This is a genomic window from Paenibacillus beijingensis (genome assembly GCF_000961095.1).
Classification (GTDB): Bacteria; Bacillota; Bacilli; order Paenibacillales; family Paenibacillaceae; genus Paenibacillus_O; species Paenibacillus_O beijingensis.
Genome location: NZ_CP011058.1, coordinates 2,651,203 through 2,663,462, shown reverse-complemented (window position 1 = coordinate 2,663,462; position 12,260 = coordinate 2,651,203). Strand labels below are relative to the sequence as shown.

The window sequence follows — 12,260 nt, the reverse complement described above, 5'->3', positions numbered from 1 at the left end:
TACAATCCAGAATGCTTTTGATGTAAGATATACTGCCATTATAGATAACGATAATCCAATTGTAAAGTAATATTTTTATAATTACCTGACATTGTATTTATTTTACTTAACATTGTTTTGTATAAACTTCACTTCGTCAGTCAAACTCATTTCCCCTCTTCGATCCGTTTGTTTACTTTCCATCTGCCAGACGCTGAAGATGTACCCGTTCGGCCAAAACGATTCGTTCCAACAACCCCCGCTATAATCAGCACAGAGCCGATCAAATGATAGACTGTCATTTCTTCCCCGAGAAACATGGCTCCGGCCGCCATGGAGACGACGGTCGACAGATTGGTGAATACGCTCATTTTCGAAGCTTCCATTTTGCTCAAGATGTAGTTTGCCGTCAATGTTGTGAAGAGTGAGGACATCACGCCCAGATAGAAGATCGACACGAGAAAGGTGCCGCTCGCGATCGGTGCGAAGAAGCGGTCGAGCGTCCCCGAAACCGCATGGCCGGTCAAAGAAACGATGAGAAAAGCTGCGAAACCGAGTGCGATCGTGAAATAACCGATTTCTGCCGGGCTGAACTCTTTCGTAAGCGAGCGGGCCAAAACGCTGTATCCGGCAAAAGCCAGGCAAGTCAAAAACAGCAGGAAGATCCCCTTCATGTTCGATAAATCGATGCTCTCCCCCATCATGAGAAAGATAAACACAACGCCGAACACCGACAAGGAAATCGACAGCTTCTGCAAGACGGTTGTCGCTTCTTTCAAAAATACGGAGGCAAACACCATCGTGACGACCGGAGTGAATGCGTACATTATGCCTCCCTCCGCAGAGGTGGCGGCCTGCAGCCCAAACGCTTGAAACGTGAAAAAGCCAAGCGGGTACATGGCGGCGAGCAGCAGCGCTTTATAAAGCGGCTTGCCGCGGTACTTCAATTTGATCCATCCCAGCGCCACCGGGATCGACATGACGGCAAACGAAGCGGCAAAACGGTACGTAAGCGTGTCGAGCGGATGGGCATATCCAAGCGCCTTTTTGGTAAACAAAAACGATAATCCGATGATCGCCGCGTTCAGCACGGCAAGCAAATAAGCAAGCTTCAGCCCTTTTCGGTTCATGGTTGCTACTTCCTCTCTTCAACAATCGGCGACATGTTCGCGAACGTCTGATCCGTTCCCTCAAAGGTATGGCATTGTGCGAGTCCGAACAACGACATATTGTCGGAACTGTATCGATACAGCTTGCGCGAAAATATGTATAATGATGAGAAAAGACGTATAAGGGGGAAGCGGCGTGAAAAAATACCATTCCATTCTGTCCGATCTGGAGTACAAAATCATGGATGGGAAATACAATCCCGGCCAAAAGCTGCCTTCCGTTCGCACGGCCGCGGAGCTGTACGGATGCAGCGTCAGTACGATTGTACGGGCATACGCAGAACTGGAGAAGCGCCACGAAATCTATTCGATCCCCCAAAGCGGCTTTTTCGTGGTCGAGAAGCAAGAAGATTGGCGTCACAACACAGATTGCGAAACGATAGATTTTGCTTCGGCGTCGCCGGATTTGAACGTGTTTCCTTATTTGGATTTCCAGCATTGCCTAAACAAAGCGATCGACAGATACAAGTATCAGTTGTTTACATACGGCGATCCGCAAGGGCTGAAGAGCCTGCGCCAAACGCTCGTTTCTCATCTGGCAGGCGATCAAGTATTTACCAAAGCGGAGCAGATCATCATCACCTCGGGTATCCAGCATGCGCTGGAAATTTTGGCGGAAATGCCGTTTCCAAACAGGAAAAGGGCGGTGATGGTTGAACAGCCGAGCTACGATCTTTATTTGCGTTTTCTGGAGGCGAAAGGCATACCGGTTTCCGGAATTGCCCGTACGGCGACAGGTGTTGATTTGCGGGAATTGGAAGAGAAATTCAAAAGCGGAGCAATCAAATTTTTTTATACAATGTCAAGGTATCAAAATCCGCTTGGAACCTCGTATCGTGCAGAAGAGAGGAAAGCGATCGCCGATTTGGCCGGCAAATACGACGTGTACGTTGTGGAAGACGATTACATGGCCGATTTGGGTGCAGAGCGGCGTTTCGACCCCATCTACGCTTACAATAGAACCTCGCACGTCATTTATTTGAAAAGCTTCTCGAAAATCATTTTCCCGGGTTTGAGGCTGGGGGCCGCCGTTATGCCGGAGCGGCTGCTGGAGACATTCTACGCCTATAAAAGAAATTACGATACTTCGTTGTTGTCTCAAGCCGCGCTCGAAGTGTACATCAAAAACGGAATGTACGAGCGGCACAAGCACAAAATATGCAGCCGGTACGCGGAACGGATTCGAGCGGTGAATGAAGCGGTGAATCGGTACAACGAAGCGGGGCTAATTGAAGTTTCGCGCGTCGATTCGGGCGTTTACATGCAGTTCAAGCTGCCGCGAACGGTCAATATGGAGCGGCTCCTCAAGCGGCTTGCAGCAAGGAAAGTCAGCGTCGTGTCCGGTAAACCATTTTATTTGACGGATTACCTGGAAAGAGAAAAGTTTTTGCGGATCAGCATTTCACGGGCGCAGCCGGAGCAGATTGATGAGGGGGTCAAGGCAATTGTCGAAGAAGTGAAACGGGGGAGCAGATGGTAGTGGGTGTCCATTCGCCGTAACAAACAAGGGTGGAATTTCCGCGGATTGCAATTATTCGGCCTGTGACCTTCTAGTATGGAACATACAAAGCCACAGGCCAAGACTACTTTCATTTACGGGGGTTTGCCGCTAGTTCGTGTCAGCCTGGGATATCCTTATTTGAATCAGACAAATAAGATAATGCTCAACCTACAATCTGTCTTATAATCAGTCCCCCGAACCCGGAAAAAAGTCAAACAGCTCGCTCAGCGAACCGATGATTCGGTACGGCTTGAACTCGGGCGAAGGCGCGGCTTGGCGCCGATTAAGCCAAATCATCTTCCAGCCGGCGGCGGCTGCGCCCGCCACATCGTTTCGCCAGGAATCCCCGACGTAGTACGACTGCTCCGGCTTCGTCCCGGTAACCTCGTTCACATATTGAAAGATGCGCGGATCGGGCTTCGTATAGCCGACGGCATCGGAAATGAATATCCGGTTCTCCGGAAAAATGGCATCGACGCCGAGCGCCCGGATCTTGAACGTCTGGTGCTTCACCGGGCCGTTCGTGATAAGGCCGGTCACATAGCCCCGCTGCTGCAGGAGCCTGAAATACTCGGGCGCTCCTTCGTCCAGCCGGATCCGCCCCTGCTCCGTCTCGTAATTGTACTGGATCAGTGACGCTTCCTCCGCGCCGATCGGAATGCCCAGTTCCTCGAATGCGCGCGATACCCGCTGAATCCGCATTTCGTCGAGCGTCATCGCGCCCGCCGTATAAACGTCCCACAGCGCGTCGCTGTGCGCGCGGACCCGCTTGAACAAATCCGCGAAGTCGCTGAAATCATGTTCGCCCCCCGTACTCTTCAGGTAGCTCTGAACCGCGAGCCGGAACGGGTCCAGCTGATCGTAAAGCGTGTCGTCCATATCGAAAAAAACAGCGGTTTTCCCGCTTGAACTGTCGATCGTCATTCGCATTGTCCTCCCCTTCCGTCCCTTTACTTTAACGCAATGGAATTCGGGGAAGCAAGCGGGGGATTTATGGCAAGTCTATTTTCACAGCTGCCTTAGCCTCTCAAAATATCGTCCCGTTGCATTCGGAAGAACGAAGTCGGGAAATGTGCGGTCGCTGATTGACGGTACCTTTCACGGATGCGCCGCTGGAAACGTCGCAGGTTAGGGCGAGCGTTTTTCCATTATCGACGAATTAAAGAAGCTATAATTCCCCGTATAGGCAGGGATATTCCCTTTCATGCTCTTCCTCCTTCAACTTCTAGCTGTAAAATTCGGACAATAAATTGATATCGTCAATCTCGATTTTTCCAATAAAAAAAGCCGGAACCGATTAAACAGCGGTTCTGGCTTATGACTCCTTCAAGGGATTGTTTAAGATGCGATTCGCAGCGTTCGGCGGGCGGGCCGCCGTTACACTTTCGTATGACTGTAGCTGGTGTTGCTAAGTACGGTCAGTTTTTTTTCACCTTTCACCATCGCGGATTGACATTGGGGGCATGAGGGCTGGACGGAAAGCGAAAAATTATCCCTCATCCAACATTTACACTGCGGATTCGCACATGACCAAATCACTGTTATTTCCTCTGGAATGTCCTCTTCCGGCTTTTTGCGTGAAGTGTACATGAATGTCCCTCTTCTCTCCTGAATTGGTGAGCAAAAAAAAAATGCCCCAAAAGCAACTTTTGGGGCATTGTGCTAGCTTTACAGTTTTACAACGTTTTCCGCTTGCGGTCCGCGGTTGCCTTCTACGACGTTAAACTCGACTTGTTGGCCTTCGTCCAACGATTTGAAGCCTTCGCCGACAATCGCGCTGAAATGCACGAATACGTCGTTGCCGCCTTCAACTTCGATAAAACCGAAGCCTTTCTCTGCGTTAAACCATTTAACTGTTCCTGTTTGCATGAAAATCACCTCTAAAAAGTTTGTTTGTATTGACCTGTGGCATTTTACAAAAAATAAAATTCACACATTGTACAAGGTTATCCATTTCAATTATAACCCTCTACAATATGTGAATTAGGTCAAAATCTCAATAAATCGATTATACCTCACTTGGACTGAAGTTGCAACTCGTTTGTTTCAACAGAAGCTGCAGCCGGTTCAGCCGGATGCTTGCTCAGGAAATCGACGACAAGCTCATGGACCAGCCGTTTCTGCTCGACGCTCAGCAGATGACCCGATGGCTCTCGCGACGAACCGGCCAATCACCCAGCGCGTTGTCGTATGCGGCCATAAATTTCTCTTTCTTGCTCTCGCTTCGATAGATGGACGAGTCATTAGTGCGCATCGTTCTGCTCCTTCTCGTTATCGGAGCATTTCGGATCAAATAGACATGCCGGTACATCCTTCTTCTGGTTCGACAGTTGTCATGCAGCGACGATGTCTTCTTACAGCCGTCTTTGCGACCGCTGAAGCAGCAGCTGCTTGATCTCGCTCATCTCGCCGGCAACCTCTTTGCGGAAAGCGGCAAAGTCGTCTTCGATCCGATGCAGATGCCCCTGCATATCGTCGATTTCCAATTCCGCTTTATAGTTGATCGAATAGTCAATAATCGCTTCTCGCCGGTCCCGCTTCGCCTGCCGGTTCTGGCTCATCATAATGATCGGCGCTTGAAACGCCGCAGTGAACGACAAAATCAAATTTAGTAGAATAAAAGGCGGTTCGTCAAAATGAATAATCTTCGTCAGCTGAAGCGTATTAATGAGCATCCAAGAACCGAGAAATAAACTAAACACCGTAATAAAGGTCCAGCTTCCCCCAAATTCAGCAACCTTGTCCGCGACCTTATCGGCTCTTGTTGTTTTGCGCTCGTATTCCTTGTCGATCAGTGCCAGCACCTGCCGCTCGTACTCGTCAACCAAACGCGATACTTTATCGCCGTAGTTGCCAATGGAAGGCGTTTCGTTGTCCATCCATTTACCACCTTCCGTTCTAAATCGACGCCCTGCCGCCGCCGCTTATCCCAGCCAAGCCGTCATTTCGGTTCATAGCTATATCCGTACTACGTTCGGTTACAACGCCGTTTGTCGCACCACGTTCGGTTATTACCGCTGCTTGCTGCTCCACCGCTCCAGTTTCGGAATATTGCGCGTGAACAATCCGCCGATAAACCGCGGAAAGCCGAATTCGGCCATCTTGCCCTTCACCCGCTCCTTCATCTGCTCCACCGTAATGTCCGGCAGCGTAAAGCGTCCGCCCTCATAGCAGTGGCTGCAATACATCGCGCTCTTCGAGCCGTCCGCTTCGGTTCCGCCGCCCTTCTCATCTCTCGACATCGGCATTCCGCAGCTTTGACAGTTTTTGTAGACCTCGCTCATCCAGATCCCCCGTTCTTTACACCCATAGGGCGCAGCCTCAATTAATCGGATTATACCATAACCGTAGATCGAATAGACCAATATTTGGAGGAATTAAGGCCCCTTTAGAGGGCGCGGCGAATAGGGGAGCAAGAACGTTTGACAGCAGAGTTGCGGCGCGATACATTGGTGTAATACCCATTTGCATGGGTCAATTCTATAGGGGTGTTTACTATGCCGCTGAATGCGCATTATGACTTCATTAATCGCGCTAAGGAAAAATTTAGCCGGGACGGCCGCTTTGTCGCTCTGCTTGCAGGCGGCTCCATGATCACAAACACGATGGATGAGTTCAGCGATCTGGACTTCGTCGCCGTTTATCGTCCCGAGGAGCGGGAGGCTGTTATGAATGAACGGCTCCTTATTGCACAAGAGCTGGGCGGTCTGCTCTCGGCCTTTACCGGCGACCACGTCGGCGAACCGCGCTTGATCATCTGTTTGTACGGCCCGCCTCTGCTTCATGTCGACATGAAATTCGTCATGCCTCAAGAGCTCGAAGAACGGGTCGAAGATCCGCTTATTCTTTGGGAACAAGGAAGGGTAGTCAGCGACATTATCGGACGAACCTCAAGCTCGTTTCCATATCCGGATCCGCAATGGATCGAGGACCGGTTTTGGGTATGGGTCCATTACGGCGCGGCAAAGCTTGGCCGGGGCGAGTTGTTCGAGCTGATCGACCACCTTACGTTTATACGCGGCACCGTCCTCGGTCCCCTGCTCTTGATCCGCAGCGGCCAGCTTCCAAGAGGCGTCCGCAAGCTGGAACAGTATGCAGGGCCGCATCTCGACGAACTGATTGAAACCGTGCCGCTTCCTGATCGTGAAAGCTGTTACCGTGCATTGAAAGCAACGGTTCATCTGTATCGGCAGCTGCGTGAAGCGTCTTCGGAGCTGCTCCTCCGCAAAGAGGCGGAAGCGGCCGCTGTCGCCTACCTGGATTCGATTCTCTCATCTTGACGGATGTTAAACGAAAGAAAATATAAACCGAACCCCCAGAAAGCCATCGAGCGCGGCCGCTGGGGGTTGTTTACAAAGCCCGGACACGAACGGTAAAATTGTTCTTGATGCTCAGGTTCAAATAAACTATGGGGGACTTAAGAATGGTGAATTTGTCTGAAGTAAACTATGTGGCTGTCCTGATTGCAACGGCAGCGACGATGATCCTCGGTTTTCTGTGGTACTCGCCCGTCCTGTTCGGCAATGCATGGGCAAAGCTGCGCAATCTGAAAATGGAGGAGATGTCGGGCGGAGGGGCGATGACGTATGTGTTGACCGCGTTAACGGCTTTGGGCGGCGCATTCGTACTGGCGCTGCTGCTCACGATCGGCGAGAAAACGACGCTTGTGTCCGGTTTAACCGTCGGGCTGCTGATCGGCGTCAGCATTTCGCTTAAAATCGGCATGAACTACTTATTCGAAAATGCCAAGCTCCCCCTCTATCTGATCACGATTGGGTATCATCTCGTTTCATACATTGCAGCCGGGCTCATTATCGGCGCGATGCAGTAATAAAGATAAGTCTCTTGAATCCGCGCCCGCCCCGAACCTTTCCAAGGCTCTGGTGCGGGCGTATAAGAAACGAACCCGATCGTTTTAGAATCGAAATAACCAAGTTATTTCAATGTCTCTCGAATCATTTTGGAGAATGCTGTGAACGCTTTACTCGCATACCGGTCTTTACGGCGAATAAGATTTGTTTGGGTGTACCTGTATTTTTCGGGAATCGGGTTGGCCCCAAACTGTGCATACTCTCCGGTTAAGACGGATGCGGGTAGTAAAGTGGCAGCAAGGCCAGAGCGCACACAGCTGATAAGTGTCTCCAAGGAGCTAATCTCAATCGTATTGACGAGTGAAATCCCCTCGCTACGCAACCACTCTTCCAATATATGTCTGAACGGACAGCCTTTTGGGGAAACCGCCCATCTCGTGTTTGCCAAATCCGGATATTCATCGCCAAATTGTTGGGTTATCAATTTTAATTCTTCGTTCTGGATATTCTCGGCGACCAAATTAGGCGACTTCAGGTCACCAATGACGAATGCGCCATCCAATTGATGATTAAGCACCTTGACAAGGAGGTCCGGCGAATTGCCGGTCCATATCGAAAGCGAAACATCGGGATACCGGCTTTGATACTCAGCCAGAGCGTTCATGAAATTAAGGCAAGTTACAGTCTCCACAACCCCGATCACCAGCGGGCCGCTTGGAAAAGATGTCTCCTGTACCACCTTCACCGCTTCCGCAGATAAGTTCAGAATGGTATGCGCATATTCGCTAAAGGTAACTCCTTTTTCGGTCAGAGTAACTCCCTTTGGATGCCTGTGAAATAATGGAATCCCAAGCTCGGCTTCGAGCTTCCGGATCCGCGCGGTTACATTCGACTGCACATAACCCAGCCGTTCGGCTGCGCGTGAGATATTCCCTTCCTCAGTGATTGTCAGAAACACTTTAAGATCGGACAGTTCCAAAGCTCATCTCTCCATTCAGTTCCATCAAAAATAATGATACAGATAATATTATCAATCATTATACGTCAATCCTATCCTAGCTTACAATGAACTTATCCGACAGACATCCGATTCTGTAGGAGTAGAGAAAATTGTACTCAGTACAAGGAGGAAATGGCATGAATGAAGTTACAGTTATCGGTTTGGGACCAATGGGTTCAGCGCTAGCTCGGGCGCTGCTTCAGAACGGATCTCGCGTCACGGTCTGGAACCGGACAAGCGAGAAAGCTGAACCGCTCGTTAGAGAAGGAGCTGTCTTTGCGCCCAGTGTTGCCGTCGCAGTGAGCGCAAGCCCCATCGTCATCGTCTGCGTCGCCAACTATGAAGTGTCACGCAGCATTCTAGGAACGGAAGAGGTCTCTACCGCCCTCGCAGGCCGGGTTTTGGTGGAGCTTAGCACCGGCAGCCCTCAAGATGCGCGAGACAGCGAGACTCGGGCGCGGGAACTGGGCGCTGATTATTTGGATGGCGCTATCTTGGCGACACCTCCCCAGATAGGGAGAGCTGACACCCCCATTTTCGCATCCGGATCAGAAATCGCGTTCCGGCGGAGTGAGCCGGTTCTAAAAATTGTTGCGGGGAATCTGATGTATATGGGTGAGTCGGTAGGTTCAGCATCTGCGTGGGATTTGGCTACGCTCTCAACCCTATTTGGTGCGATGTTTGGCTTCTTTCACGGCTCCCTCATTCTCGAATCAGAGGGCCATCGCGTAGATTCTTTCGGATCCTTGATTGCCGACATCTCACCGGTTCTCGGGCAGATGATCAAACACGAAGGTGAAGTCATTCAGACGGGAACGTACGAAAAACCTCAGAGCTCCATCAAGACCTGTATGGGAACCGCAGAATTGTGGGTCAAGCAAGCTCGCGAAGCCCGGATCAACTCCGATTTTCCAACATTCACCAAAGAAGTCTTCAGAAAAGCGATAAACGCAGGATTCGAAAACGAGGAACTCGCCGCAGTCATGAAAGTGCTGCGGAAGGGCGCCTGATACAAGTTATGAATTCTTTAATGTAAAAAGAGCCTGTTCCGGTTTTCCGGAACAGGCTCTCCTTACTAATGGGCGCCCACCTGGGCCGCGCTCAGGCGTGCGTAGACTCCGCCCGCCGCCAGCAGCTCATCGTGGCGGCCTTCTTCCGCGATGCCGTCTTCGGTCACGACGAGGATGCGGTCCGCATGGCGGATCGTCGCGAGACGATGGGCGATGATCAGTGTTGTACGGTTGTGCGACAGCCGCTCGAGCGCCTGCTGAATCATCGATTCCGTCTCGGTGTCGAGGGCCGACGTCGCTTCGTCCAAAATAAGAATCGGCGGATTTTTAAGGAAAATCCGTGCAATCGAAAGCCGCTGCCGCTGCCCCCCGACAGCTTAAGGCCCCGTTCCCCGATGAACGTATCGAGGCCGTCAGGCAAGGATGCGATCAGCCCGTCCAAGGAAGCTTGGCGCGCCGCGTCCATAATTTCCGCTTGTGTTGCCCCGAGCCGTCCATAGGCGATATTTTCGCGGATCGTTCCGTTGAACAGAAACACATCCTGCTGCACGACCCCGATCTGGCTGCGGAGGGACGACTGCTTCATCCGGCGGATGTCGATGCCGTCGATGGAAATCCGGCCGCTGTCGATCTCGTAGAACCGCGGGATCAGGCTGCACAGTGTCGACTTGCCGGCACCGGACGGACCGACGAGCGCGATCGTCTCCCCCGCCCGAATGCGAAGGTTGATGTTTTGCAGGACGCGCGAATGATTTTCGTACCCGAACGCGACATTTTGAAACTCGATGTCTCCCCGAAGGCGCTTAACCTCGATGGCGTCCGGCTCGTCCTTCACGTCGGGCTCGGTATCCATCAGCTCGCAAAACCGCCTGAACCCGGCCATCCCTTTCGGATACAGCTCGAGCAGCGCGTTGATTTTCTCGATCGGCCGCAGAAAAATGTTCACGTACAGCAGAAATCCGACCAGCTCTCCATAGCTCAATCGGCCCGTGTAAGCGAACCATGCGCCGAACACGAGCACGGTCAGCGTAATGAGCCGCGTCAGCATGTAGATGCCGGAACCGCTGAACGAGATATTCAGATACGATTTCAGCTTGGCCAGGCGGAACGCCTCATTGTTCGTTTCGAAGCGCTGCATCTCGAACGATTCGTTGCCGAACGATTTCACGACGCGGATGCCGGAGATGCTGTCTTCGACCCGCGCGTTCACGTCCGCGATTTTTTCGAACATGGTAAAGGCCGCGGCATTCAACTTTTTATTGAAATAAACGATCAGCCATGCCAGGATCGGCACGACGACAAACGTGATGCAGGCGAGCTCCCAATTCACCATCAACATGATGCCGAAGGCGCCGGCCAGCGTCATGATCGCAATGAAGAAATCCTCGGGACCGTGGTGCGCCATTTCTCCGAGGTCGAACAAGTCGCTTGTCATCCGCGACATGATTTGTCCGGTTTTCGTATTGTCGAAAAAACGGAACGACAGCTTCTGCAGATGGTTGAACAGCTGCTTGCGCATGTTCGTCTCGATGTTGATCCCCAGCATATGGCCCCAATAGTTGACGACGAACTGCAAGCCCATGCTGAGCAGGTATAACGCGAACAGACCGGCGCATACCCAGGCGATCAGCGACCAGTCCCGCGAAGGAAGCAGCTGGTCGATCGTCCACTGAACCCCGATCGGGAAGCCGAGCTCTAGCAGCGCCGCCGCGACCGCGCAGCTGAAGTCCAGCAGAAACAAACGTTTATAAGGACCATAATAGACTAAAAACCGGCGAATCAAAGACAAGTTCAAAACACTCCTTATTTGTTCTGTTACTCATTCTCTTTCACTTTCTCATTCTCATTCACATTCTCTTTCTCATTTATGCTCCACCCATCGTAAGCTTTGGCCGAATCGATGTCCAGCTGCGTCAGCCCGCCCGAATTCCATGTCGTCAGCCGAAGTGTGACCCGCCGGTAGTCGATGGAGATGAACGGATGATGGTTCATCGCCTCCGCCGTTTCCGCCACCCGGTTCACGAAGGCGACAGCGTCCGGAAACGTCGGAAACAGATACGATTTGACGATTCTCTTCCCCTCTTCCACCTTCCATCCCTGTAAGCTCTTCAGCTCCTCTTCCAGCTCGGCATTACTCAATAATGCTTCCCGGTTCATTCCGATTCCCTCCCATCTATTTATATAAATCTATTATCCGGCAAAGAAAATGTCGAGCAAAACAAAACAGCCTCAGCCCGGTTGAGTACCGAACTAAGGCCGCATCATGTCCGTCTTAAAGTGTCGGCCGGACAGGGGTAAGTTTAATTCACGGACGTTTCTTCCGCATTCCGTTCAAACGACTATCCGTTGCCTTTTAGCAGACCGACCACGTTGTTTTCCGGATCGCTGAACATGGCGATTGTCACCGTATCCGTAACTTCCGTCGGAGGCATCAAAATTTTGCCGCCCAATTGAACCGCCTTGTCCAAAGTCGCCTGCAGATCGGGAACTTCGACATAAACCGCAACATAAGCCCCGTGTTCCGAGCCGCCGATTCCGCCGTTAATGCCGCCGCTCTTCGTATCGACCAAGCCGTAATTCATCGGGTTGTTCGTGTCGATTTCCCATTCGAACAAATCCTTGTAATAATTTTGCAGCTCAGCGCCATTTTTCCCGATAATCTCAAAGTGGACAACTGGATTCGGCATAGCTAACATCCTCCCGATTCAAATTGGTTTAACTTGTTATTATCGCTTCCCAAAGCAAGCGGCATCTTCTCTGGTTGTACGATTAGAATAACCGAGATTAGGC

Annotated in this window: 14 protein-coding genes and 1 pseudogene; 4 read left to right on the top strand and 11 right to left on the bottom strand. The window is 51.4% G+C overall.

Annotation, left to right across the window (positions count from 1 at the left end; genetic code table 11):
* Positions 1-146: 146 nt before the first annotated feature.
* Entirely contained in the window at positions 147-1,109 is a 963-nt protein-coding gene (locus tag VN24_RS12095) for a DMT family transporter (RefSeq protein ID WP_045670618.1), read from the bottom strand.
* 175 nt (positions 1,110-1,284) lie between these two features.
* Between VN24_RS12095 and VN24_RS12090 the strand changes: the two genes are divergently transcribed.
* Positions 1,285-2,628 (top strand): aminotransferase-like domain-containing protein, encoded by a 1,344-nt coding sequence (locus tag VN24_RS12090; protein WP_045670617.1) that lies wholly within the window; start codon positions 1,285-1,287, stop codon positions 2,626-2,628.
* Positions 2,629-2,835: 207 nt separating this feature from the next.
* Here the strand turns inward: VN24_RS12090 and VN24_RS12085 are convergent, their stop codons facing one another.
* The 6 genes from VN24_RS12085 to VN24_RS12070 form a co-directional block, all read right to left on the bottom strand.
* On the bottom strand, positions 2,836-3,573 hold the full coding sequence (locus VN24_RS12085) for an HAD family hydrolase (RefSeq protein WP_045670616.1): 738 nt from the start codon (positions 3,571-3,573) through the stop codon (positions 2,836-2,838).
* 453 nt (positions 3,574-4,026) lie between these two features.
* Entirely contained in the window at positions 4,027-4,239 is a 213-nt protein-coding gene (locus tag VN24_RS26920; RefSeq protein WP_082083732.1) for a cold-shock protein, read from the bottom strand.
* 78 nt (positions 4,240-4,317) lie between these two features.
* The gene (locus tag VN24_RS12080; protein ID WP_045670615.1) at positions 4,318-4,518 is read right to left on the bottom strand and encodes a cold-shock protein; all 201 of its coding nucleotides are present in this window, start codon (positions 4,516-4,518) and stop codon (positions 4,318-4,320) included.
* Between the two features lie 262 nt (positions 4,519-4,780).
* A complete protein-coding gene (locus tag VN24_RS28440) occupies positions 4,781-4,903 on the bottom strand; it encodes a hypothetical protein (RefSeq protein ID WP_274520433.1) in 123 nt (40 codons plus the stop codon).
* Positions 4,904-5,003: 100 nt separating this feature from the next.
* Positions 5,004-5,528: a DUF1003 domain-containing protein gene (locus VN24_RS12075; protein WP_148505231.1), complete on the bottom strand. Its 525-nt coding sequence runs from the start codon at positions 5,526-5,528 to the stop codon at positions 5,004-5,006.
* 132 nt (positions 5,529-5,660) lie between these two features.
* Positions 5,661-5,933 (bottom strand): zinc ribbon domain-containing protein, encoded by a 273-nt coding sequence (locus VN24_RS12070; protein ID WP_045670614.1) that lies wholly within the window; start codon positions 5,931-5,933, stop codon positions 5,661-5,663.
* A 213-nt stretch (positions 5,934-6,146) separates the two neighbouring features.
* Here VN24_RS12070 and VN24_RS12065 point away from each other — a divergent pair, with 213 nt between their 5' ends.
* The gene (locus VN24_RS12065) at positions 6,147-6,929 is read left to right on the top strand and encodes a nucleotidyltransferase domain-containing protein (RefSeq protein WP_045670613.1); all 783 of its coding nucleotides are present in this window, start codon (positions 6,147-6,149) and stop codon (positions 6,927-6,929) included.
* Positions 6,930-7,072: 143 nt separating this feature from the next.
* Positions 7,073-7,480 (top strand): DUF1761 domain-containing protein, encoded by a 408-nt coding sequence (locus VN24_RS12060; RefSeq protein WP_045670612.1) that lies wholly within the window; start codon positions 7,073-7,075, stop codon positions 7,478-7,480.
* Between the two features lie 104 nt (positions 7,481-7,584).
* Here VN24_RS12060 and VN24_RS12055 read toward each other — a convergent pair whose 3' ends face one another.
* Positions 7,585-8,439 carry a LysR family transcriptional regulator gene (locus tag VN24_RS12055; RefSeq protein WP_045670611.1) on the bottom strand — a complete coding sequence of 285 codons (855 nt, stop codon included), beginning with the start codon at positions 8,437-8,439 and terminating at the stop codon, positions 7,585-7,587.
* Between the two features lie 158 nt (positions 8,440-8,597).
* Between VN24_RS12055 and VN24_RS12050 the strand changes: the two genes are divergently transcribed.
* Positions 8,598-9,470: an NAD(P)-dependent oxidoreductase gene (locus VN24_RS12050; RefSeq protein WP_045670610.1), complete on the top strand. Its 873-nt coding sequence runs from the start codon at positions 8,598-8,600 to the stop codon at positions 9,468-9,470.
* A 65-nt stretch (positions 9,471-9,535) separates the two neighbouring features.
* Here VN24_RS12050 and VN24_RS12045 read toward each other — a convergent pair.
* The 3 genes and pseudogenes from VN24_RS12045 to VN24_RS12035 form a co-directional block, all read right to left on the bottom strand.
* Positions 9,536-11,253: pseudogene (locus tag VN24_RS12045) on the bottom strand (ABC transporter ATP-binding protein).
* A gap of 32 nt (positions 11,254-11,285) precedes the next feature.
* Positions 11,286-11,627, bottom strand: coding sequence for a 4a-hydroxytetrahydrobiopterin dehydratase (locus VN24_RS12040; protein WP_045670609.1), 342 nt, complete (start codon positions 11,625-11,627; stop codon positions 11,286-11,288).
* Positions 11,628-11,809: 182 nt separating this feature from the next.
* Positions 11,810-12,157: a VOC family protein gene (locus tag VN24_RS12035; RefSeq protein WP_045670608.1), complete on the bottom strand. Its 348-nt coding sequence runs from the start codon at positions 12,155-12,157 to the stop codon at positions 11,810-11,812.
* Between the last annotated feature and the right edge of the window lie 103 nt (positions 12,158-12,260).

What these genes read in the sequence shown, in the direction of transcription:
- VN24_RS12065 (WP_045670613.1), top strand. Translation starts at nt 6,147, where the DNA reads ATGCCGCTGAATGCGCATTATGACTTCATTAATCGCGCTAAGGAAAAA.
- VN24_RS12075 (WP_148505231.1), bottom strand. Translation starts at nt 5,528, where the DNA reads ATGGACAACGAAACGCCTTCCATTGGCAACTACGGCGATAAAGTATCG.
- VN24_RS12060 (WP_045670612.1), top strand. Translation starts at nt 7,073, where the DNA reads ATGGTGAATTTGTCTGAAGTAAACTATGTGGCTGTCCTGATTGCAACG.
- VN24_RS12050 (WP_045670610.1), top strand. Translation starts at nt 8,598, where the DNA reads ATGAATGAAGTTACAGTTATCGGTTTGGGACCAATGGGTTCAGCGCTA.
- VN24_RS12040 (WP_045670609.1), bottom strand. Translation starts at nt 11,627, where the DNA reads ATGAACCGGGAAGCATTATTGAGTAATGCCGAGCTGGAAGAGGAGCTG.
- VN24_RS28440 (WP_274520433.1), bottom strand. Translation starts at nt 4,903, where the DNA reads ATGCGCACTAATGACTCGTCCATCTATCGAAGCGAGAGCAAGAAAGAG.
- VN24_RS12085 (WP_045670616.1), bottom strand. Translation starts at nt 3,573, where the DNA reads ATGACGATCGACAGTTCAAGCGGGAAAACCGCTGTTTTTTTCGATATG.
- VN24_RS12070 (WP_045670614.1), bottom strand. Translation starts at nt 5,933, where the DNA reads ATGAGCGAGGTCTACAAAAACTGTCAAAGCTGCGGAATGCCGATGTCG.
- VN24_RS26920 (WP_082083732.1), bottom strand. Translation starts at nt 4,239, where the DNA reads ATGTACACTTCACGCAAAAAGCCGGAAGAGGACATTCCAGAGGAAATA.
- VN24_RS12035 (WP_045670608.1), bottom strand. Translation starts at nt 12,157, where the DNA reads ATGCCGAATCCAGTTGTCCACTTTGAGATTATCGGGAAAAATGGCGCT.
- VN24_RS12080 (WP_045670615.1), bottom strand. Translation starts at nt 4,518, where the DNA reads ATGCAAACAGGAACAGTTAAATGGTTTAACGCAGAGAAAGGCTTCGGT.
- VN24_RS12095 (WP_045670618.1), bottom strand. Translation starts at nt 1,109, where the DNA reads ATGAACCGAAAAGGGCTGAAGCTTGCTTATTTGCTTGCCGTGCTGAAC.